19 protein-coding genes are annotated in these 22,562 nt (G+C 42.0%); 5 read left to right on the top strand and 14 right to left on the bottom strand.

Annotation, left to right across the window (positions count from 1 at the left end; genetic code table 11):
* Positions 1–138: 138 nt before the first annotated feature.
* From BQ7344_RS11290 to BQ7344_RS11240, 11 genes are all read right to left on the bottom strand, one after another.
* On the bottom strand, positions 139–966 hold the full coding sequence (locus tag BQ7344_RS11290; RefSeq protein ID WP_072522625.1) for a carbohydrate ABC transporter permease: 828 nt from the start codon (positions 964–966) through the stop codon (positions 139–141).
* Positions 959–1,858: a carbohydrate ABC transporter permease gene (locus BQ7344_RS11285; RefSeq protein WP_072522624.1), complete on the bottom strand. Its 900-nt coding sequence runs from the start codon at positions 1,856–1,858 to the stop codon at positions 959–961. The genes BQ7344_RS11290 and BQ7344_RS11285 overlap by 8 nt, the downstream gene beginning before the upstream one ends.
* A gap of 110 nt (positions 1,859–1,968) precedes the next feature.
* The gene (locus tag BQ7344_RS11280) at positions 1,969–3,258 is read right to left on the bottom strand and encodes an ABC transporter substrate-binding protein (protein ID WP_072522623.1); all 1,290 of its coding nucleotides are present in this window, start codon (positions 3,256–3,258) and stop codon (positions 1,969–1,971) included.
* 330 nt (positions 3,259–3,588) lie between these two features.
* Positions 3,589–4,131, bottom strand: coding sequence for a hypothetical protein (locus BQ7344_RS11275; protein ID WP_083585534.1), 543 nt, complete (start codon positions 4,129–4,131; stop codon positions 3,589–3,591).
* Positions 4,125–5,063 carry a helix-turn-helix domain-containing protein gene (locus BQ7344_RS11270; RefSeq protein ID WP_072522622.1) on the bottom strand — a complete coding sequence of 313 codons (939 nt, stop codon included), beginning with the start codon at positions 5,061–5,063 and terminating at the stop codon, positions 4,125–4,127. The genes BQ7344_RS11275 and BQ7344_RS11270 overlap by 7 nt, the downstream gene beginning before the upstream one ends.
* Positions 5,064–5,186: 123 nt before the next feature.
* Positions 5,187–5,372 (bottom strand): hypothetical protein, encoded by a 186-nt coding sequence (locus BQ7344_RS11265; protein WP_235816103.1) that lies wholly within the window; start codon positions 5,370–5,372, stop codon positions 5,187–5,189.
* A gap of 51 nt (positions 5,373–5,423) precedes the next feature.
* Positions 5,424–6,161, bottom strand: a complete 738-nt coding sequence (gene pflA, locus BQ7344_RS11260) for a pyruvate formate-lyase-activating protein (RefSeq protein ID WP_072522621.1) — start codon at positions 6,159–6,161, stop codon at positions 5,424–5,426.
* 2 nt (positions 6,162–6,163) lie between these two features.
* Positions 6,164–8,419, bottom strand: coding sequence for a formate C-acetyltransferase (pflB, locus tag BQ7344_RS11255; protein ID WP_072522620.1), 2,256 nt, complete (start codon positions 8,417–8,419; stop codon positions 6,164–6,166).
* 261 nt (positions 8,420–8,680) lie between these two features.
* A complete protein-coding gene (locus tag BQ7344_RS11250; protein ID WP_235816102.1) occupies positions 8,681–9,808 on the bottom strand; it encodes a U32 family peptidase in 1,128 nt (375 codons plus the stop codon).
* Positions 9,809–9,832: 24 nt separating this feature from the next.
* A complete protein-coding gene (locus tag BQ7344_RS11245) occupies positions 9,833–11,182 on the bottom strand; it encodes a hypothetical protein (protein ID WP_072522618.1) in 1,350 nt (449 codons plus the stop codon).
* 16 nt (positions 11,183–11,198) lie between these two features.
* Positions 11,199–13,904 carry a YfhO family protein gene (locus BQ7344_RS11240; protein ID WP_072522617.1) on the bottom strand — a complete coding sequence of 902 codons (2,706 nt, stop codon included), beginning with the start codon at positions 13,902–13,904 and terminating at the stop codon, positions 11,199–11,201.
* A 716-nt stretch (positions 13,905–14,620) separates the two neighbouring features.
* Between BQ7344_RS11240 and bilS the strand changes: the two genes are divergently transcribed.
* Positions 14,621–15,124 (top strand): flavodoxin family protein BilS, encoded by a 504-nt coding sequence (bilS, locus tag BQ7344_RS11235; protein WP_072522616.1) that lies wholly within the window; start codon positions 14,621–14,623, stop codon positions 15,122–15,124.
* A 70-nt stretch (positions 15,125–15,194) separates the two neighbouring features.
* Complete coding sequence (locus tag BQ7344_RS11230; protein ID WP_072522615.1) at positions 15,195–16,046, top strand: FKBP-type peptidyl-prolyl cis-trans isomerase; 852 nt, start codon at positions 15,195–15,197, stop codon at positions 16,044–16,046.
* A gap of 75 nt (positions 16,047–16,121) precedes the next feature.
* Here BQ7344_RS11230 and BQ7344_RS11225 read toward each other — a convergent pair whose 3' ends face one another.
* Both BQ7344_RS11225 and BQ7344_RS11220 read right to left on the bottom strand, forming a co-directional pair.
* A complete protein-coding gene (locus tag BQ7344_RS11225; RefSeq protein ID WP_072522614.1) occupies positions 16,122–17,204 on the bottom strand; it encodes a transglutaminase-like domain-containing protein in 1,083 nt (360 codons plus the stop codon).
* Between the two features lie 279 nt (positions 17,205–17,483).
* On the bottom strand, positions 17,484–17,903 hold the full coding sequence (locus BQ7344_RS11220) for an SseB family protein (protein WP_072522613.1): 420 nt from the start codon (positions 17,901–17,903) through the stop codon (positions 17,484–17,486).
* A 226-nt stretch (positions 17,904–18,129) separates the two neighbouring features.
* Here BQ7344_RS11220 and BQ7344_RS11215 point away from each other — a divergent pair, with 226 nt between their 5' ends.
* The 3 genes from BQ7344_RS11215 to BQ7344_RS11205 all read left to right on the top strand — a co-directional run bounded on the left by BQ7344_RS11215 (position 18,130) and on the right by BQ7344_RS11205 (position 21,371).
* Positions 18,130–18,912 (top strand): alpha/beta hydrolase, encoded by a 783-nt coding sequence (locus BQ7344_RS11215; RefSeq protein WP_083585533.1) that lies wholly within the window; start codon positions 18,130–18,132, stop codon positions 18,910–18,912.
* 103 nt (positions 18,913–19,015) lie between these two features.
* Complete coding sequence (locus BQ7344_RS11210) at positions 19,016–20,560, top strand: putative DNA modification/repair radical SAM protein (RefSeq protein WP_072522612.1); 1,545 nt, start codon at positions 19,016–19,018, stop codon at positions 20,558–20,560.
* Between the two features lie 4 nt (positions 20,561–20,564).
* Positions 20,565–21,371 carry a TIGR03915 family putative DNA repair protein gene (locus BQ7344_RS11205; RefSeq protein WP_072522611.1) on the top strand — a complete coding sequence of 269 codons (807 nt, stop codon included), beginning with the start codon at positions 20,565–20,567 and terminating at the stop codon, positions 21,369–21,371.
* On the opposite strand, the gene pepT is transcribed toward BQ7344_RS11205, so the two are convergent.
* Positions 21,319–22,521 (bottom strand): peptidase T, encoded by a 1,203-nt coding sequence (pepT, locus tag BQ7344_RS11200; RefSeq protein ID WP_072522610.1) that lies wholly within the window; start codon positions 22,519–22,521, stop codon positions 21,319–21,321. The two genes, BQ7344_RS11205 and pepT, sit on opposite strands and share 53 nt — an antisense overlap.
* Positions 22,522–22,562 lie beyond the last annotated feature (41 nt).

Genomic DNA, 22,562 nt, shown 5'->3' with positions numbered 1-22,562 from the left:
ATCTGTACGGGACATATTATGCAATATACCCACTGGACCACACAGCATCCTTTTTTAATTTCGTTGTTATAATACTCCTCGAATTACTTCATTGCTTCGCAATTCCGGTAATTCTGCAAACATTCGAAATCCGCTGATTTATTTAACCGCTCCGGTAATACCTTCTGCGAACTGTTTCTGCAGTACGAAGAATACAACCATTGTCGGGATGGAACAGAATAATACGCCGCACATCAGCATACCATAATCTGTTACATAACCGGTGATCAGGTTGGCGATCAACATTGGCATTGTCATCGCTTTGTTATCAGTCATAATTACCTTCGGCCACAGGTAAGAGTTCCATGCATTCATAAAGGTAATAACTGCTGCAGCTGCATATGTGGATTTCATAGTAGGAACGAACATCTGGAAGAAGATTCTTACTTCACTCAGTCCATCAATACGAGCTGCTTCGATAATATCCACAGGGAAAGATCTTGCGTTCTGACGGAACATCATGATCATAAACGGTGTAGAAATAATCGGAAGAATAAAACCAATTGCTGTATTCAGGAGTCCTGCTTTGGAGAACATCTTGAATAACGGAACCATAGTTGCAACCTGCGGAACCATCATAGCAAGCAGCAAAATAGAAAACAGTCTGTCTTTTCCTTTGTCATGGTATACTTCAAATCCATATCCTGCGATAGAACAGATAAGCAGACAGATCACTGTAGTAAGGATCGCATAGAAGAAAGAGTTTCCAAGTGCTCTCCAAAGTGGCTGCTGTGCTGTCAGATTATTGAAGTTTTCCACAAAATGACTTCCCGGAATAATTCGTCCACGGGATACATCTGTTGATGTATTAGTTGCGGCTGAGATCATCCAGTATAACGGAAATACCGAAATAAATGACACGATGATCAGAAAAATATATGTAGGAATCAATCTTCTCTGAATGGCTGATTTGTTTTTCTTAGTCACGTGTATCACCTACTTTCAAGTTGATAAATGCAAGTACAGCTACCATGATAAATATGATAAATGACATTGCTGATGCATATCCAAAGTTCGGTACGTTAATAAAGCATGTGTTGTAAATATAGTGGGACATTGTGATTGTGGAGTTTGCCGGTCCACCTTTTGTCAGGTTGACAGACTCATCGAACAACTGCAGTGTACCATTGATTGACATGATGAAAGTCATGATAATTGTCGGTTTCAGAAGCGGAACAGTGATCTTCCAGAATGTCTTCCAGCCGTTGGCACCGTCGATCTTTGCTGCCTCATATACGGAATATTCAATATTCTGAAGACCTGCCAGATAGAATACCATGTTGTATCCTGTCCATCTCCAGATCAGCGCCAGGATGATTACGATCTTTGCACTGGTTGAATTACCGAGGAAGTTATAGCCGGTTGATAAGATTCCAAGTTTGATCAGAATACTGTTGATAAGACCGTCTGTAGCAAACATGGAACGGAAAATCAGTGAGTAGGAAACCAGAGATGTTGCACATGGAAGGAATACACATGTACGGAAAAATCCTCTGAATTTCAGGTCTTTGTTGTTCAGAAGCTGTGCCAGAAGAATCGCAAGCACAAGCATGATCGGCACCTGAATGATCAGGTAAAGGAAAGTATTTGCAATAGACTGCTGAAATACTTTATCTGCCATAATACGTTTGTAGTTACTGAAAATTGGCTCTGCAAATCTCATATTTGCGCCAGCGCCCGTCTGTAAAGAAATGATGAACGCACGAATCATCGGATAAAAGCTCATAACTGCGATCATGATAGACGCAGGTGCAAGGAATAACCAGCCTGCAGCTCTCTGTTTCGCAACCAGAGTCATGCCTTTTTTCTTGGAATTCACAGGAACTCCCCCTTTCAAAACTTCAACGTAAGACAGGGGACTGCAAGCAGTCCCCCGCGCTCACTTTACTTACTACTTAATTCGATTTCACTTAAATATTCAGGACCAGATTACTCTGTCATCTTGAATGCAAGTGTATCCTGTGCTTCCTGAAGAGCATCTTCTACAGATGTACCATTTACGATATTAACAACTGCTGTGTTGACACATTCTCTTGCTTCATAGTGATATGGTGTCTTTGTGAACTCCGGAATATGTGAGGAGTATTCTACAATTGTTGAGAAGATTGACTGTCCATTGAAGAATTCGTTTGGCTCATTGTAAACTTCAGATTCACCAGCCGGCAGATAGCAGGAGATTGCACCTGATGCCGGAAGGATTGCATCATAGAAGTCTGTGCTGGAACCAAATGTGCTTGCAAGGAAGTCTTCTGCAAGTTCTACATTTTTGCAGTTGGATGTAATGTACCAGGAAGATCCACCGTTGTTAGCATAGTTTGTAGCTGTGTCAACGTCATCAACCTTAGGCATTGTTGTGATTTCCCAGAGACCTTTCTGATCTTCTGTAGCCATCAGAGTAGCTGTGATCCAGTTACCATTTACGATACCGGCTGCCTCACCGCTTGTGATTGTTGCGATGTATTCATCCCAGTTGTTTACAAGTTTAACAACATCATTTTTAACGAGGTCTACATAAAGGTTGATGCATTTTTCTGCAACATCATTTCCAACGATGTAAGCTTCGCCGTCTTCATTTACGAAGTTAGCTCCACAGGACTGCATCATCATCATCAGAGTGTCGCCGCCTGTAGCTTCGCTTGTAAGGAGGTATTTACCGGTCTTTTCATGAACATCTTTACCGATTTCCATAAATTTGGACCATGTGATATCTGTCAGATCATCCAGTGTATATCCTGCTTCGTCAAGGATATCTGTACGGTAGCATGCGATAACAGCACCATTATCAAACGGAACACCATAATGTGTATCATCTACCATAGAGTAGGACTGTTTCAGTTTTCCGAAATCATCCCAGTTGATATCCATATCTTTCAGATCTGTGAAAGCATCCGGGTAGCTCTTCAGATATTTCTGATAGCTGTTGTCCTGCATCAGAACGATGTCCGGAAGTGTGCTGTAGTCACCAGCGTTAGCTGCTGTTGTAAGTTTTGTCTGGCAGTCATCAGAAGATGTTTCGATAATATCTACTGAGAATCCTTCGTGATCTTTTGCGTACTGCTCACCAGCCATCTGCATAGATTTGATATTGAAGTTCTGGTCCCATGCCCATACGGTTAATGTATTGTCATCTCCGGAATCAGCGGAAACAACTGTAGCTGTTCCTGCAAAAGACGCTGCCATAACGCCTGTCAGTAATACTGCAAGTAATTTTTTCTTCATGAATGTGTCCTCCTTTTATTAAGCGTATTCTCTTTTCCGAATTGCTTATGAACCAATTATAGCATCTCGTTTTTTGATATAGTTTGCATAACCGCACATATAATGTGCATTTTCAACCATTTTATCTATTTTGCACTATGAACAGCCTTTAGTTTTGTATTTTTTGTTTGTTTTTCGTATTTTGTCGTTTTTCTTCATATTATTTTGATGAAAAAAGCCCTCTCTTTTCGACATTCTGTATACTTTCCTTGTCGGCAAGAGAGGGCTTTGTTCTTATTTCATAAATTTTTTATTCTTTTTTTGTACACATTTCACATAATTTCAAAGAAATTATGCAAAATAGACCTTTTCTGGATGCTGTGTTTTCATCGTATGAAGCATCTCTTCTGTAAGATCCAGAAGCAGTTTAATCTTGCGTCCATCTTCTTTGATGATCATTGTATAGTACGGAATATTATCATCATAAGAGGTATAGTCAAATTTTTTCAGCTGTTCCGTGCCGCCGTTTTTCTTGTATTTCGCAACACTTTCGTGCCAGTGCGGTGCAGTTACTTCCATGTTTTTTAATTCCAGTACATGCGCAGTCTTGCGGTATTTTTTGCCATAGATCACGTCGATGCTGAGTGTATCATTTTCCAGGGTGTACTCATAATCCTTCTGACTGAAAATATCAAACAAAAAATATAGTGCAGCAAGAAGAAATCCTGCCAGCATAAAGGATTGGGATATTGCGATTCCCATGATCACAAAGATCACCGCAAACAAAATCATTACTTTCCGGAGAACTCCGGACATGCTTTTTTTCTTTCGGGAGACCTGCTCCACAATCTTATAGTCATACATATAAATGGTTCCTTTCTGTTTTTTTACCATCCTTTTTCTGAATGAATGTCAAATCGCAGAAGTTGCTGTTCATAGCTTTCCGGACGTTTCCGCCATTCGAGAGGAGTGACTCCCATCAGATGTTTAAAGTTTCTGTTGAATGTCGAATTTGTCGTAAACCCGCATTTGTGAGCAACATCCGCAACCGGGGCATCTGTAGTCTCCAGAAGTTCACATGCCATATAGACACGTACGGTATTAATATATTCCAATGGGCTCATCTTCATGTAGGAAGTAAAAACTCTCCGAAAATGCGTCTCGCTGATATGACATATATTCGCCAGATCCTCTACTTTGATATCCTCCATGTAATGATATGACACATAATCCAACACACGGGTGATCATATTGGTAAGCTTACCGGCATCTTCCGCAACCTTGTCCTCTCCTGAATCTCTGTTTAACCTGGCAATTTCTACCAGAAGTGCTGCAAGCACTCCCTTCGCCTCCTCCAGAAAAAATTCTTCACCATCTCTCATAATATCCATGATTTTGCGGATTTTTTTCGAGATAGATAAATTCTCCTTCTCTTCAAAAAACAAAGCCCTGGAATAGATACGTTGAATCACCTTTTCCGCCTTGACCGGATTATCCAGAAATTTTTTCATAAATCCTTCAACGTCTATAAACAGATATTCCCATTTACTGACCGTACCGATATCACTGTTCGTTGTATGCGGATAGTTCGGCGGAATCACCGTAACGATGCCTCCATAGAAACGTTCTTCCTCTTCACCAAGCACCATATGTCCGTTGCCGCCATAACAGTACCCGATCTCAAGATAATTATGAAAGTGAAGATAATCCACATCATTCCCGTAATTCTGGACCCATTTCTGTCCAAGAAGCGCCAGGATCGGACTTCCCGCTGACATCTGGTAATATCGGAATTCCATCTTCGGTTTTCTTCTTTTTTTTGCCATTTGAGTTCCCCGTTTCAATTCAAGTCGAACATTTATCTATTTATTGTACTATATATTTCCCAACAAAAAAAGATTACCGTCGTAATTCGGCAATCTTTTTTTGTCGAGAAATCTCGATTCATTTTATTTATTTTTATTAACCAGTTCTCCGATCACATAACATACCGCAGCAACTGCCATACCGTTGATAGAAGCGATTCCCCATGTTACCACGTTTGCCACGATTGCACCAAGGATCACACCTGCTACGGCAAACCAGTTGACAGTTACCATCTTGACTGTATCAGTATCGTAGGCTTTTTTGTTCACTCTGCCATCACTGGCATTGAGATCTTTTTCTTTTCCAGTCTTCTGACCGGTTTATATCGCTCCCAGAATCTCTCTGGCGTTATTGATCCGTTCTTCTGAAGGCGGTCTGACACCTTCCAGCGGATAAGGAATTCCGAGCTGTTCCCACTTAAATACGCCGAGTGTATGGTACGGAAGCACTTCGACTCTCTCCACTGTTTTTAAAGTATGGATAAAATCTGCAAGCCTGTGGAGATACTCATCTTTATCGCTGCCTCCCGGAACCAGTACGTGACGGATCCACATCGGTTTTCCCATATCTGACAATTTCCGTGCCATTGCCAGGATATTCTTATTGGACTGTCCTGTAAGCTTGATATGTTCTTCCTCGTCGATCTGTTTGATGTCGAGAAGGACAAGATCAGTATACTTCATAAGCTCCATCCATTTGGAATAAAAAGGTTCTTTTTCTGTATAAGGATTGGCACTGGTATCAAGAGTCGTGTGGACTCCTGCTGCCTTTGCCTGACGGAAAAATTCGATCAGGAAATCAATCTGGAGAAGAGGTTCTCCTCCACTCACAGTAATTCCACCCTTGTTACCCCAGTAATTCTTATAGCGAAGAGCCTGTTTCAGAAGCTGAGACGGGGTGTACTGCTGCCCCTCTCCCATTTTCCAGGTGTCCGGATTATGGCAGAACTGGCAGCGCATCGCACATCCACTCAGGAATATCACATATCTGACGCCCGGTCCGTCTACTGATCCGAAGCTTTCCAGAGAATGGACATATCCTTTGATTTCTTCACTCATTATTACATTCTGTCGTGGCAGGTTCTGGCAATAACATCCAGCTGCTGCTCTCTTGTAAGGTCGATGAATTTAACAGCATATCCGGATACACGGATTGTGAAGTTTGCATACTCTTCTTTTTCCGGATGTTCCATAGCATCGATCAGTTTTTCTTTACCGAATACGTTAACGTTGAGGTGATGAGCACCCTGATCAAAGTATCCGTCAAGTACACGAACAAGATTCTCTGTACGTTCTTCTTCTGTATGTCCCAGAGCATCAGGGTTGATAGTCTGAGTATTGGAGATTCCATCAAGGGCATCTTCGTAGTCCAGTTTTGCAACAGAGTTGAGGGAAGCAAGAAGTCCGTTCTGCTCTGCTCCGTAGGACGGGTTAGCACCAGGTGCCAGCGGCTCTCCTGCTTTTCTTCCATCCGGAAGAGATCCTGTAGCTTTACCATAAACAACGTTGGATGTAATGGTAAGGATGGAAGTAGTAGGTTTGGAATCACGATAGGTATGGATGTGTTTCAGTTTCTCAAGGAATGTAGAAAGCAGTGTTGTTGCGATCTCATCTGCTCTGTCATCATCGTTACCATAGCGTGGGAAGTCACCCTCTACCTGGAAGTCTGTTGTAATTCCGTCTTCGTCACGGATAGCTTTAACTTTTGCATATTTGATAGCGGACAGGGAGTCTACTACGTGAGAAAATCCTGCGATACCAGTTGCGAAAGAACGGTCAACCTTTGTATCGATCAAAGCCATCTCTGCTGCTTCATAGTAGTATTTGTCATGCATATAGTGGATCATGTTCAGTGTTCCAACATACAGATGAGCCAGCCAGTCCATCATCTTGTCATATTTAGCAACTACTTCGTCATAATCAAGGTACTCAGAAGTAATCGGCTGATAGTTCGGTCCTACCTGCTGTTTTGTCTTTTCATCAACACCACCGTTGATAGCGTAAAGAAGACATTTTGCAAGGTTTGCACGTGCTCCGAAGAACTGCATTTCCTTACCTGTCTCAGTAGCGGATACACAGCAGCAGATGCTGTAGTCATCGCCCCATACCGGACGCATAACATCATCGTTCTCATACTGAACAGAGCTTGTCAGTACAGAGATGTCAGCTGTATATTTTTTGAAGTTTTCAGGCAGTCTTGAAGAATACAGAACTGTAAGGTTCGGTTCCGGAGCCGGTCCCATATTTTCCAGTGTATGCAGGAAACGATAGTCGTTCTTTGTTACCATGGAACGTCCGTCCTGTCCCATACCTGCTACTTCCAGAGTTGCCCATACCGGGTCACCGGAGAACAGCTGGTTGTAAGAAGGAATACGGGCAAATTTAACCATACGGAATTTCATTACCATGTGGTCAACAAGCTCCTGAGCTTCTTTCTCTGTAAGAGTTCCGTTCTCAAGATCTCTTTCAATATAGATATCAAGGAATGTGGAGATACGTCCAACACTCATTGCAGCACCATTCTGAGTCTTGATTGCTGCAAGATATCCGAAGTACAGCCACTGGAATGCTTCTCTTGCATTCTTAGCCGGCTGGGAAATATCAAATCCGTATGCTTCAGCCATAACCTTCATGCCCTTGAGAGCGCGGATCTGATCAGCGATCTCTTCACGAAGCTGGAAGTCATAACGTCTCATACCCTGACGGTCGCATGCTGCGAAGTCTTTCTGTTTTCCTTCGATCAGAGCATCGATACCATACAGAGCAACTCGTCTGTAGTCACCAACGATACGTCCTCGTCCGTAAGTATCCGGAAGACCTGTCAGGATCTTGCTGTGACGGGCTAATTTCATCTCTGGTGTGTAGATATCAAATACACCCTGGTTGTGTGTTTTGAATTCATAGTTGTGGAATACGTCTTTGATCTTGTCGCTTACTTTGTATCCGTAAGTTTCGCAGGCCTGCTCTGCCATTTTGATTCCACCGTATGGCATAAATGCACGTTTCAGCGGTTTGTCTGTCTGAAGACCAACAACTGTTTCAAGATCTTTGAGATCTTCATCGATGTATCCCGGGCCATATGCTGTCAGAGATGTGACAACCTCTGTTTCCATATCCAGAACGCCGCCTTTGGCACGTTCTTCTTTCTGCAGTTCCTGAAGTTTTCCCCACAGTTTGTTTGTTGCTTCTGTTGGTTCTTCCAGGAAGGAGGCATCTCCGTCATATGGTGTGTAGTTCATTGAAATAAAGTTACGAACGTCAATTTTTTCTTTCCAACGGTTCCCTTTGAAACCTTCCCACTGTGAAAAGTTTTTCATTTTTGCACCTCACTATAATATAATTTATTCCGCGTATGTCCCGTCTAACTTTTCTCACAAAAGAAAAATAAGACCGGAATCTTATTAGTTTCAAGTGAACACTCCCTTGTTCACGCTGCTAGTTTACACTATAGAAAGTACCAATGTCAATTATTTAACGAATGCTTTTAATTTTGTACAATTTGTGGTGTCTTCTTGAAAATAATCATCAATATATTGTATTTTTACAGGTACAATATTTCTTTTGTCAGATATCAGATCTTATTTTTTGCTTCTATAATAATGCTGCCTGTAATAACAGTTCCCGCTGCACCCATAAGGAAACAGTATTTTTTTCATGGAGTTTATATAGTCTTTTTCTGTTTTGGACGCTTTAAGAATATCCAGTGCTCTTCGCAGATTTCGGATATCTTTTTCCATAAAATCCGTATAATTTCCCCTGCCGACCAGTTTCAGGTGTGTGATGCCCGCTTCCTTAAGGCGATAAAGTGCACAAAAACCGCAGCCGCTTGCTCCGGGGAGATAGCCCGTATCGTCTTCTGCCGGAATTTCTGTGGAAGGTGTTTCCTGTCCCGGAATGTCATCCCGGTCTGATGTTGCTTTACCACACGTTATATAGTCATTCCTCTGTTGTCCGTTTTTTATGCATGTAAGCAGATAAGGCACACGGCAAAGATATCCCATCTCATCGCAGTGAAGGGAATTACAGAATGCACCGGTAAACTGGCAGAGTTCATTCAAAGCAAATGCCTCGAACTCAAGTCTGCTCTGTGATGGTCTTACGTCTCGCTTACCTTCTGTATTTCCGACATTCTGCCTCCGCACATGTGTAATCACAGATTTCATGTCCTCAATTGTATTCTTCCTGTGAAAAATCACTCGTTTGAGTTTCATCTGCTGAAAAAAATCCACCATTCCAGAATTTACTTCCGCGGTCTCTCCGCTTAAATGAATCTCACAGTCGATATGCTGTTTTCGAAGATACAAAATCAGTGCCGGATCTGCGATAATGTAGCTGTTAAATCCAATTCTCATGCATTTCTTTATGATTTCTGCAATTTCCGGATACTGTTCCGGGATATAATAAAGGGTGTTAAACGTCAGGTGCACCGGCTTCTCATACTCTTTAACCATTGCGGCAAGGATTTCCAGCTCTCCCAAAGAACCAATCTGCACATTATAAGAAAGGACTTCCCTGCGATTGAGCGGCATGACCGTCCCATATTTCTTTGTCCATTCGTATGGCACATAACCGCAAAAAAATTCATCTGCTCCGGCATGGACAAATCGTTCATATTCATCTATCGATCCTAAACCTGCAGTAATCTTCATTTGCATTTCCTCTCCATTATCGTATTTGTCATTTCTATCCTTATCGATTTTATCCATTTCGTCTGAATCAATGTTTTTCGCTTATATCACCCCAAGCACAAGCCGGTCGATTCCTGCTTCTTCCTTCTCTTTAAGCATTTCCGGGTGCATCAGAGTTTCCAGATCCAGCCCGAACAGCGAATTATATCTGCCGATCATATGCAGATGTTCCGGATATATCAGCATATATTTTTCGCAAAAATGCGGACAGTTTTCTACAAAACACTGTTTTCCCCGTTCTCCCTCTGTACAGATTGCATGAAGCTGACAGTACTGGGAAGTATTCGTCTGATAAAAAGGAAAATGCAAACTGTTTTTTCCTTCCGGAAAACGCTGGGGATAACCACAGCTCTCCCATTCAAAGCGCTGAAATCCGCACTTCTCCCGCAGAAAATCTCTGTAAAAATCTGCATTCAGGCTGTTTTCACTGTAAAATTCCCGCGTTCCTTTTTTATATTTCATCCGGGGATCTTTTTTTCTTTTGTTGAGCAAAGTTCCTATGCATAGTTTCAGATGCGGGGTCTTTTTCGCCATAGAGAGTATCGCCCAGTCATTTACCACAATTTCTACATCTTTTTGTTTTTCTTCGCACCAGTTATCCACCATACGAAGCATTTTTTCGGTGTTTTTCAACAGGTTTTCACGGACATATGTGTAAACGATCGTGATTGCCAGATCCTCCCGGTATGCTTTATCAAGCAGGGTTTTCAGTGTCTTTTCCTCTGGAAACAGCAGATGGCAGAACTGATTTCCAATGTAAAGCCTGTCCGGAACACACTCCGGTATCTCCTCGGAAAATGCAAAAAACGTCTGCTCCCAGTAATGTTTCATAAAATCCTGAATATTTTCTTCAAGGTACATCCTGTACAGTTCGGGGCGATCAAGTTCCAGTACAAATTCCTTCGATTCATGCAAAACCTCCGCAAGTTTTGTTCCCGGGACATCCTGAAACCATATATTTTTCTGTTCTGTCAGATTTTTCGCGAAAATTTCATCTTTTTCTGCGGGATAGCCGGTCAGTACTTCAGCAAGCGCAGCATCGTCTTCTTCTGTTTTCAGATGAATATATCGGGTATAACGTCCGAACAGTCCCTGTACTTCTTTTCGAAAGTCCTCCTGCTTTGTAAATACGGAATAAGTAAAATAAAACTTTTCTTCTTCTGGCTTTTCTATCTGATATTCACGCAAAAGGATCTCCCGGTAATCAGATATTTCATCGTCATAAAAACAGATTCGGAAACACTTTATTTTTCCAGTCAGCGTTTCCGAGTCCTTTGCTGTCCGAAATCGGAAGCCGTTTTCCGCGAGTTCTATGATGCGGATCTCATTCTGGTCTGCAAAACCTGCAAGCAGACCAAACGGAATCATAGATACTCCATTTATCATTTTCATTTCCCGGCTCCTCCTTTCAGACATACTCAAGCTTCTTCTTTTTCATGTTGTACTGTCTCATGATTCCCGCGAATATAAGCAAGCTGCACAGACTGATCCATACTCCTTCACAAAGGAACGGGGTATGATAGGTCATCTGAACCGTATGTTTCCCCGGTGTCAGATATATGCCTGAATACAACGTATTTATCTGATACAGGTTGGTTTCTTCGCCATCCACATATGCCGTCCATCCCTCACAGTACGGTATCGTGATACACAGCATCTGGCTTTCTTCATTTGTTATCATTCCGGTCATGGAATTTCCTTCAAAGGTCACGTCAGAAAGACCATTCTGTTTACATGCAGCGGTCATTTCTGAAAAATCTTTTACCGGCTGACAAACAATTCTGAAATCCGAAAAAGTATAAGTTCCGGCTTTCTGAAAAGAGATTGTCATCTCCTTTCCGCCGCCTCTGTGGTATCCCAGATTTGCAAGGAAATCCTTCACCCCACAGTAAAAATTATTTTTATCCGTCATATAGTGAATCGTCTTTTTATTGTTCTTATATTCTATGTTCAGATTGACCGCAGCCGCTTCTTCCAGTTCCTGCTTCTCTGATTGATAATCCATATCTTCCACAATCAGATATGTTTCACTTTCATCCAGTCCATCAAACTTTAATGTAATACTGCCACCATTCCTGCTGACTTTAAAACCATCTTCAAGAACTTTCACATCTTTTGATGATTCTACCTCATACGGAATCTCCTGATCTGTGTATTTCACAGATTCTGATGCCTCGTTCAGTCCCGTCAGTTCCTCGTCTTTATCAACCACACATACCTGCAGTGCAGCCTGCTGTTTTTCTGTGACTGAAAGTTTATCATAATCCTCTTTGTCCATATAACTGTCGTACACATAAGAAAAAGGAAGTGAGCTGCCAGACCGATACATTGCATAAGTATCATCTTCTTTTATCTTTTCTTCATATCCATAAGGAAGTTGCTCTTCCTTTCCCTTATAAACTGTAGTATATTCGCATCCGGCCAGCGCATTCAGCACAAACCGGCCGTCAAGATCTGTAAAGCTCTGCTCAAATGCCGTATTCAGATACATCTCACGCATATATTCTGCTACAGCAGTATTCGTCGTACTGAAATAGAAATTTGTACTGTTTACGTTCTGTATACATCCACCATTACGAATATTTTTTTTGAAATTAATGCCTGTTGTATCCATCCGGACGTCAACTGCATTATCTCCACTCTCCTGCAAAAGACGGTTTGCATTTCCGGTTACCGTTTCCAGTACTTTACCAGACTCTGTACACTTCTGCGCCATATCTGCTCCAAATGAGGCATATCTGGCACAGGCATTCAGCAAAATTCCCGCTACAGTACAGCCTATAAGCACAAACATATACATTCCGTTCCAGGCTTTACGCAAGGAGACACGCAGCTGCAATATCATCAGTATCACTAAAAGGCAGCACCACACAAGCGCAACTGCCGCAAAATTGCCCTTCTCACGGGATGCCGGCGGAAAGAGTGCAAGGAGCGTATATATAAGAAGCACAAAACAAAGCTTTATTTTTTCTTTGCGTGTCAGTGTCTTAAGCTCCGGAAGCATTTTAACAGAAATCAGCGCCACCAGAAACGCCAAAACGAAGCTCCAGCGGTTTGATACATAGGTAAACCCGTTCAACACATGTCCTACATACGGAATTTCCAGAAAAGCCACAAGAAGCCCCGTTCCAATCTTCAAATGCAGGTTTCCTTTTTTCATAAAAAGCAGAAACATACTCAAAAGTGCCATTGACGAAAATCCCATAAGTGTATAATATCCGCAGTTATTAAACACAAAAGAAGCCAGAAACTGCTGATAATACTCCGCTGGATAGAGCAGCGGAACATAATGTGCAACGCTCATTCTGGATGAAGTCAGTATTGAAAGTGCATTCGGCAGAAACAAAAATCCCGCCAGCCCGATTCCCAGTATGTACAATGCAATAAATCTGATCAGCCATCCCACAAGTTCCTTCAGCTGGATTTTATGAAAAATCATTACATATCGGAAAACCGCATAAATAAACATAAAAATTGACAGCATATAAAAGAAATAAAAATTGCTGACCGCCGACAGAAACACAGACAATACAAAAACTGCCGGTGATTTTCTCTCAAAAATCTTCTCAATGCCAAGAAGCAAAAGAGGAAGATAAATCATCGGATTCAGGAAAAACGGATGCATGATTCCTGTATATAAAGCAAAGTTTCCAAAGCAGTATATGTAGCTTCCCAGCAGGATATAAAATGGTCTGAAATTCCAGTGTCTGCAATACACAGAGAAGACCAGCCCTGCAAGATAAATCCTTAAAGCGATCAAAAATGTATACAAATATTCCGTTTTTTCAGGGGATACAAATACCGCAAGCAAATTCAGCGGATCCCCCAGCACATAATAATTCATGGTAGTGATCACATCTGCCCCAAACCCTAGCGTCATATCCCACTGTGGAATAATCAGCTTATGGTTTATAAACAGATTATGCAGAATATCCCGAAGATAATTTCCCAAATATACAAGTGACATATAATGCTGAGCAATCCCATCTTCTCCATTTGATTCATAGACGAAGGATCTTCCATTTTTGATGAATATGAAGAATACCAGAAAGCTGAGTACTGCAAAAATCACTGTATACAGACTATAATAACGCAAACGTTCTTTTCTTTTCATTTCATTTTACTTTCCTGTCTGATGATCCACAGAATACTCATCATTTTTCTTTATAACACAAATTTTTGCCATTTTTATCTACCTCACTCTCATTTAATCGATTCTGTCATTACTGCAACTGTTCAGCACCCTCACTGTTACTACCTGCCGGATAATTACCATTTACCTCATTATAATCTTCACTCCCTCAACAATGCAACGGGATTCTGCATGTCTCTGTATGTTATCATCTTCATGGCAAAGCACCTCACGGAATACCATCTACAGAAAAAGGCCAGAACTTCTCACTCTGGTCTTTTTCTTTCGTACATATTTTGTTTCCTGTGGAAATCCATCCAACAATATTGACTGAAACATGGAGATTCCCCTTATCAACCAGAACAGTTTTTGAATGTCAGACATGAGGCTGTTGCTCATTAAAGAAAAAGATATGTTCTGTAGAATTGTTACAACTTTATTTCTTTAATGGTAGCACGTTATGGTCTTTCAGTCCATAAAAACAGTTCGACATTATATGCCAAAAACCGCGCTATGTTTCTGGCTCAGGCTGATTATTTTACTTCGACAAGTTCAATCTTGAAGTTCAGTTCCAATAATCTTCTTGTCCTCAACTTCATATAACGGTCATACCATTTATCAAAAAAATCTTATTGCATTAATATAAGTAAGAAGACTACAATAGGTATAACAAAAAATAATGAAAGGTGCGCTGAGAGATGAACAAAGACAGATATTCAATTATATTTAACAGTAAAACAGGAAACACCAGAAAACTGGCTGATGCGATCCATGAGGCACTGCCGCAGGAAAACTGCGATCTTTTTGGTGCAGTTGAAGGAGACGTTCCTGCTTCAGAAACATTGTATATTGGATTCTGGACAGATAAGGGAAGTGCGGACAAAGCTACAGCAGAACTGCTGGCGAAGCTGAAAAACAGAAAAATCTTTCTGTTTGGGACAGCCGGATTCGGTGGCAGTGAAGAGTACTTCACAAATATCCTTGACAATGTCAAAAAGCTTATTAATGAGAGCAATACCGTGGTTGGGGAGTATATGTGTCAGGGCAGGATGCCGGGCTCTGTAAGAGCACGTTATGTAAAAATGAAAGAGCAGCCAGATCCTATGCCGCATCTGGACATGCTGATTGAGAACTTTGACAAAGCATTATCCCATCCGGATGCTGCCGATTTGAACAGACTCCAAAAAATGGTAACTGCATAGAGGTTGCTTTTATTTGCCTGACAAGATATACTAATCTGAGCAATATAGTATGAATTGGAGGATTTTTACAATGAAAATTGCAGTTACTTATGATAACGGAAATGTTTTTCAGCATTTTGGAAAAACAGAAAACTTCAAAGTTTATGAAGTAGAAGACGACAAGGTTGTTTCAAGCGAAGTGATCGGTTCCAACGGAACAGGACACGGCGCATTGGCAGGACTTCTGGCTGAACAGGGTATCAATGTTCTGATCTGTGGTGGTATCGGCGAAGGCGCTCAGACAGCTCTCACAGAGGCAGGAATTGAGATGGTTGCCGGTGCACAGGGAAACACTGATGATGTTGTTGAAGCATATCTGAAAGGTGAACTGGTTTCTACAGGAGCAAACTGTGACCACCATCACCACGAAGAAGGTCATTCCTGCGGAAGCCATGAAGAGGGACATTCCTGCGGAGGAAGCTGCGGCGGATGCGGTGGCCACAAGAGTGATATCACAGGACCAAACGTAGGAAAAACCTGCCGTACACATTACAAAGGAACCTTCAACGACGGAACCCAGTTTGATTCTTCCTATGACCGCGGAGAACCGCTGGAATTTATCTGCGGTGCAGGACAGATGATCAAAGGCTTTGATGCTGCCGTTGCAAACATGGAAATCGGCGAGATCAAAGAAGTTCATCTGATGCCGGAAGAAGCTTACGGACAGACAAATCCGGATGCTATCTTTACACTTGAGATTGCACAGCTTCCTGGTTCAGAGAATCTGGAGGTCGGACAGCAGGTATATCTGTCCAACCAGTACGGACAGCCATTCCCGGTTAAAGTAGCCGCAAAAGAAGAAACAACGATCACTTTTGATGCAAACCACGAAATGGCAGGCAAAGAACTGAACTTCACAATTGAACTTGTGGAAGTAAAATAAATATATAAAATAAAGCCTCCGCTTCAAAATCGTAAGATTTAAGCGGAGGCTTCTCTTATGTTATTTCAAACATTATTATACAATACTGCCATAAAATCCAAATTTTTTGTGATCACTGGCGCTGCATTTAGGAGGACCTTTCGTATTCCAACGCATACCCATCATATTTTTCCAGGTGTTCGATCCGGCAAGGAAAAATCCACTCTGGGCATCCACAATATACCACTTGCCATTAATGCGGATCTCATTCCACTGATGACTCGGATTAACAGCTTTGGAATTTGCATGTACATATTTGCACTTGACTCCGACTCCATCACAGAGCGCTTTCATGGCTCTGGCAAAACCTGAACACTGAGCTTCGTTGTAAACGAGGGCTCCCCATGCATTATTGGCATTATTGTACTGCAAGCCACATCTCGCATAACTGCAGTTGCTTCTCAGATAAAGGAAAACTGCAAGAGCCTTATCATACTCGCTCATTCCCTTTCGGATATAATTGGTCTTGAAGCTCTGAACAACTCTTCGAACCTGCATAAGCTGGCTGGAATTCAGCGAAGGGCCATAGACACTGTTGGCCTTGTAATCTCCACGCACAGTAAGACGTTTCAGTGATACCTTACGAACAGAGCTAAAGCTGCTGTAAATCTTTTTCCCGGATACAACGCTGTATGAACGGATTTTATACTTGTAGGTTTTTCCTTCTTTTACTTTTTTATCTGTATAAGTGAGAGTAGATTTTTTGTTAATTGTCTTTATTCGTTTCCATTTTTTTCCAGTGTATTTGTATATCTGGTAACCTTTGGCTTTTGGAGTGCAGCACCAACAAAGTTTAACATTTTTGTTGTTATAAGAATGGCATCTTGTCACTACCGGAGCGGATAATTTGACTGTTGCAGAAACAACATCTTCATCTACACTGCAAGAATGAGAAAAGCAGGTTATTTTGTCATTATCCCCTGATGTATACCAGTACTTTCCTCCATAAGAATCCGAATACCAGTAATTGGTTGAGATAAGCATCTGATCTAAAAGTACAAAGGTACTTCCCTGCGACGGGGCTCCGTCCGCACGATAAATCTGTACATAATCATACTGGCTTCCCTGAACATAGGATTCAATGTTGATTTCACTGCCGTTGGCATGGCAGCGGTTCAATTGTATCTTTTGTTCGAAGTCGGCCTTTACCGGTGATACTCCAACATCCTATGATCAGAAATGCTATTGCCAAAAATAGAAATATGCTCAGGATGGATGATACGGTAATAGGTTTCTTTTTCATACACGCTCTTCTCCTTTGCGTTAAATCTGATTATGCCTTTATTATACTCCTGGTTATCCTATATTGCATCTATAAAATCTCCCATATTTCTTCACCCGGTGCCGGAATATGCACTTCCAGATTGAACAGGGACTTAATATCGATTTTCTTAATTCTTACTTGTTTTCTGGTTTAATGATTCGGATCAGTTGCTTATCAAGCATGATCGTACGATTCCACGGATTCAGAATCACACCCTCGATTTCCGGAACAGTCATTGCTGCATCAAACAATTTCCCTATATCCGTCAAAAAAGTGGATTTTACCGATTCCGGGCCTTTCATCTCCTCATCAAAACTGGTAAACGCATACCACCAACACTTTCCATCTTCAGTCTGGACACTTTTTACTGCCATCTGAGTATTTCCGGGATTCATCTCCACAGCAACGATCACCTGTCCGTTTTCGTTCATTCTCCGGCGGATAACCGTAAGTACATGCGCCAGCATTTCCTGCGAAGTTTCTTTTTGTAATCCCAGAATTGCTTCTTCTATTTTTTCATTTCCTTTTAATGTCTCATCCTGTGATATTGCCATCTGAGTTCTCCTCTGAAAATATTTATTATTTATATTTTATGATACCATCACAAGAGTAAACGGGCAATATCGTTATGCACACTCTCTTGTCCTGACTTATACTTTTGTAATGACGAATCCCACAATTGCTATTATGAGCAACAACGGATTTTCTTGCCAGCTCCGCTAAAACATGCCATAATTATCTTGTTTTTTACCCCTACATTATAAAAAGGATCTGATCAAAATGAAAACATACGAAGAATTACTTTCAGATATTGAAGAAGATATGGAGCTCATGGGTGCTTCACACATTGTTTATTCTGCGGAAGAAAACGGTGTCATCACAGATTATGATTACCTTCCGTCAGATCTCTGTATGACTTCCACCACTTTAAAGGATCTTCAGGAAAAACTTCATGAGCAGATGCTCTATGACAAAGCTTCCGCATACACTGCCGGAGCAGACAAAAATGCGCCAAAACTGGCTGTTATTTTTCCCGGCATCGGATATACTGCTGACAAACCACTTCTTTATTACACAACCCGTCTTGCAAAAAAACACGGCTATCAGATTCAGACCGTGTCTTATGGCACGCTCCCTGAAAACATCAGAGGCGATTCTGCCAAAATGAAACAGGCATTTGAACTTGCCTCGGAACAGACAGAACAGCTTCTGCACGGCATTGACTGGAGTTCCTATGGCAGCATTCTTTTTATTTCCAAAAGCATTGGCACAGCCATATCTTCTGCCTATGCTTTCAGACATAATTTAAAGGCAAAAAGTATCCTGTTTACTCCACTGGCAGAAACTTTTTCATTTCCACTCCAGGGAAGTATTGCATTTCACGGCACTGCTGATCCGTGGGCCGAAACAGATTCTGTCCAGGCACTCGCAGCACAAAAAGAAGTTCCTCTTTTCCTTACCAAAAATGCCAACCATTCTCTGGAAACCAGCGATGTGCAGACCGATCTTTCCATCCTGAAAACTACAATGGATCGTGTGGAACGCTTTATTATTAATCCGTAAAGCTGACTATACATGCCATTTTGTAATAAGATTATATGGTTTTTTGCAAACATTTGTTCTATTTTCTCTTGCATTTTCGAACAGATGTTTGTATAATACAAATATGACCACCTCAATTGTAAATGAAAACTACACCACACAGGAGAAACTACAGATTCTTGCAGACGCAGCAAAATATGATGTTGCATGTACTTCAAGCGGTTCCAGCCGCCGGGGAAAGAAAGGAGAGCTCGGCAATGCAGAAGCATGCGGCATCTGTCATAGTTTTGCTGCAGACGGAAGATGTATCTCCCTTCTCAAGATCCTGATGACAAATCATTGTGCCTATGATTGCAAATATTGTATCAACAGATCCGGCAATGATGTAAAGCGCGCCACTTTTACACCTCAGGAGATTTGTGAACTGACCGTTGAATTTTACAAAAGAAATTATATCGAAGGGCTGTTCCTGAGTTCCGGTGTCCTGCGCAATCCTACCTATACTATGGAAAAAATGTGCGAGACGCTGCTGCTTCTCCGCACGAAGTACCATTTTAATGGCTATATCCACGTAAAAACAATTCCCGGCGCATCAGATGAGCTGCTTGCCGCAGCCGGTTATCTGGCCGACCGTATCAGTGTAAATCTGGAACTTCCTACTGAGGATGCTCTGCGTTCACTGGCACCCAATAAAACCATGCAGAACATCTTAAATCCTATGGGGAAAGTACAGAGTACGATTGCCTCTCACCGGATGGCGATCGGAAAGTCCGCATACATGGAACGAAGCCGTGGAAATCAGTTTTTAAACCATAGTATCTTTTCGGATAATTCCAAGAATAAATTCAAAGAAAAACTTAATGCGCAAAATACAGATGCACGACTCTATGGCAGTTTTCACTCAGAAAAGCATCTTCAAAAAACCGCTTCCTTTCCAGGTGAAAACAAATTCTGCAAACATGCTCTGACCTGGGAAAATGCCTGCCAGCTGGCTCCTCTCGACATGTCAGATCTGAGGCGCAGCTTCGCGCCGGCAGGGCAAAGCACCCAGATGATCATCGGCGCTACCGGAGAGAGTGACTATACCCTGCTGCAAACGACACAGGCATTATATCAGGGATTCGATCTGAAACGAGTTTTTTACTCCGCTTATATTCCACTAAATGACGATACCAACCTGCCTCAGCTCGGAACACCTCCACCGCTTCTGCGTGAGCATCGCCTGTATCAGGCAGACTGGCTTCTTCGTTTCTATGGTTTTCAGGCAACGGAACTGTTATCTGAGTCTCAGCCAAACTTTAATGAACTGCTGGATCCAAAGTGTGACTGGGCGTTGCGCCATCTGGAACATTTTCCAGTAGAAGTAGAAACGGCCTCTTATGCCACCTTACTTCGTGTTCCCGGTATCGGTCCCAAATCAGCCAGCCGCATCACCTATGCCCGGAAATACGGACGCTTAACCTTCGAAAGTCTGAAAAAAATGGGTGTCGTACTGAAACGCGCACACTATTTTATTACCTGTGGAGGAAAGCAGATGTATCATACCCCCATCGAAGAGGCTTATATTACCAGACAATTAATTCATGTAGATACGAAGGATCTCTGGAAAATGCAGCATGCCAATGAGACATACTCTCAGATGACCCTTGCCGATTTCGGAATAGGATAAACATATGAAAGTATACACTTGCAAAGACCGCCTGACAGACATCATGACCTGTATTTACGACGCATGGTCGGAGGCTCTGCGGATCGGCCATAACCAGATTCAGCTAAAAAAAGAACCTGTATTTCAGCAGACATTATTTGATGAATACATTCATATAGATGGAGACGCCTCCAGAGCAGAAAAAGTAATCCGTTCCATCCGCAGAAGCATTTCCGAGGAAGCATACCTGAACGTTTACTATGCCACTTTGTGTGCAGATGAGGACTCTCTGCAGGCAATCTATAACTTTTTGCGTGTGGGTTTTGCAGTCGGAAGCACCGTACTTGGACAATATACCAATCCACATGTCATGAAACTCCTGGAAATTCGCCGAAGAGTATCGAATGAGGCACACCATTTCCGCGAATTTGCCCGTTTTCAGAGTCTGGATTCTAAAGTTTATGTCTGTCATCTGGAGCCCAAAAATGACGTGATCATGTTGGTCGGAAACCATTTCTCAGACCGTATGCCCTCCGAACACTGGATGATCATTGATGATAACCGCAAGACGGCCTGTGTACACGTAAAAGACGGCGAAAACTATCTGCGTTACCTGACAGACGAAGAATTCGAAACTCTGCGCCAGACAGAATCCTATGAAGACGAATATACAGATATGTGGAAGACCTTTTTTCATGCGATCAGCATTGAACAGCGCAGGAATTATATCTGCCAGAGAAATCTTTTTCCACTCTGGAAAAGGAAACATGCAGTGGAATTTAAACGAGTGCAAGAAGGATCTCCACACTCTTTTCCATTCCTTCTACACTAATATGTTCATAAGGTCCGTGAAAAGCATGGCCTCCTGTTCCGAGATTCGGACACGGAAGTCCTTTAAAGCTTAACTGACAACCATCTGTACCTCCACGTATTGGAAGAACAAGTGGTGTTACACCAGCTGTCTCGCATGCTTTCTTTGCATGACCTATCAGATGCATATGCTTTTCCACGATTTCTTTCATATTACGATACTGGTCGGTGATCTTGAGGGTTACCGTACCTTCGCCCCACTTTTCATTTAAATTCTTCTCAATCAGGCGGAGTGTCTTTTTTCTCTCCTCAAACCCTGCTTTATCATGATCTCTGACTATATAATTAAGCTTCGCTTCACCGACTTCGCCCTGCATACTGATCAAATGATAAAATCCTTCATAACCTTCCGTTCCTCTCGGCGTCTCCATAGACGGCAGACAATTATTGGCTTCCATCGCAACCAGGCTGGCATTGATCATTGTATCTTTGCCTTCGCCCGGATGTACATTGAATCCTCTGATTTCAAATGTGGCTTTGCATGCATTAAAATTTTCGTACTGGATTTCTCCCTCTGAATCTCCATCCAGTGTATATGCATACTCTGCGCCAAACTGTTCTAAATCAAAATACTCTGCTCCCATTCCGATTTCTTCATCCGGAGTAAATGCTACGCTAATTGTTCCGTGCGGCAATTTTTCTGTCTGGATTCTTTCAATCATAGTCAGAATCTCGGCAATTCCTGCCTTATCATCTGCTCCCAGAATTGTTGTTCCATCTGAGGTGATCAGTGTACGGCCTTTCAATTCTGTAAGATGAGGAAATTCTTTCGGATTTAATATCAGACCGCTTGTCCCAAGTGTAAGCTCTCCACCATCATAATTTTCTGTAATTATCGGATGGATTTCGTGATCGCAGAAATCCGATACGGTATCCATATGTGCAATAAATCCAATCGCCGGGATATTTTCCTTTCCTTCCGTCGCCGGTAGTTTTCCATACAGATAACACTTGTCATCAAGGACTACTTCTGTCAGGCCGAGTTCTTGCATTTCTTTTTCCAGCTTTCGTGCCAGATCAAACTGACACATCGAAGACGGAACCGTCTCACTTTCTTCATTGCTCGGTGTCCGCACTGTCACATAACTGATTAGCCTTTCCTGTACCTTCATATATTTTGCTCCTCTTTTTCTTGAATTTATATTTCAATGTC

The sequence above is a fragment of the Blautia sp. Marseille-P3087 genome, from assembly GCF_900120195.1.
Classification (GTDB): Bacteria; Bacillota; Clostridia; order Lachnospirales; family Lachnospiraceae; genus Blautia_A.
Note: the sequence above shows the minus strand (reverse complement) of the source record. Positions and strands in the feature narration are given on the sequence as shown.

What these genes read in the sequence shown, in the direction of transcription:
- pflA (WP_072522621.1), bottom strand. Translation starts at nt 6,161, where the DNA reads ATGAGTGAAGAAATCAAAGGATATGTCCATTCTCTGGAAAGCTTCGGA.
- BQ7344_RS11245 (WP_072522618.1), bottom strand. Translation starts at nt 11,182, where the DNA reads ATGAAAATGATAAATGGAGTATCTATGATTCCGTTTGGTCTGCTTGCA.
- BQ7344_RS11210 (WP_072522612.1), top strand. Translation starts at nt 19,016, where the DNA reads ATGACCACCTCAATTGTAAATGAAAACTACACCACACAGGAGAAACTA.
- BQ7344_RS11250 (WP_235816102.1), bottom strand. Translation starts at nt 9,808, where the DNA reads ATGGATAAAATCGATAAGGATAGAAATGACAAATACGATAATGGAGAG.
- BQ7344_RS11280 (WP_072522623.1), bottom strand. Translation starts at nt 3,258, where the DNA reads ATGAAGAAAAAATTACTTGCAGTATTACTGACAGGCGTTATGGCAGCG.
- pflB (WP_072522620.1), bottom strand. Translation starts at nt 8,419, where the DNA reads ATGAAAAACTTTTCACAGTGGGAAGGTTTCAAAGGGAACCGTTGGAAA.
- bilS (WP_072522616.1), top strand. Translation starts at nt 14,621, where the DNA reads ATGAACAAAGACAGATATTCAATTATATTTAACAGTAAAACAGGAAAC.
- BQ7344_RS11275 (WP_083585534.1), bottom strand. Translation starts at nt 4,131, where the DNA reads ATGGTAAAAAAACAGAAAGGAACCATTTATATGTATGACTATAAGATT.
- BQ7344_RS11270 (WP_072522622.1), bottom strand. Translation starts at nt 5,063, where the DNA reads ATGGCAAAAAAAAGAAGAAAACCGAAGATGGAATTCCGATATTACCAG.
- pepT (WP_072522610.1), bottom strand. Translation starts at nt 22,521, where the DNA reads ATGAAGGTACAGGAAAGGCTAATCAGTTATGTGACAGTGCGGACACCG.
- BQ7344_RS11215 (WP_083585533.1), top strand. Translation starts at nt 18,130, where the DNA reads ATGAAAACATACGAAGAATTACTTTCAGATATTGAAGAAGATATGGAG.
- BQ7344_RS11230 (WP_072522615.1), top strand. Translation starts at nt 15,195, where the DNA reads ATGAAAATTGCAGTTACTTATGATAACGGAAATGTTTTTCAGCATTTT.
- BQ7344_RS11205 (WP_072522611.1), top strand. Translation starts at nt 20,565, where the DNA reads ATGAAAGTATACACTTGCAAAGACCGCCTGACAGACATCATGACCTGT.
- BQ7344_RS11220 (WP_072522613.1), bottom strand. Translation starts at nt 17,903, where the DNA reads ATGGCAATATCACAGGATGAGACATTAAAAGGAAATGAAAAAATAGAA.
- BQ7344_RS11240 (WP_072522617.1), bottom strand. Translation starts at nt 13,904, where the DNA reads ATGAAAAGAAAAGAACGTTTGCGTTATTATAGTCTGTATACAGTGATT.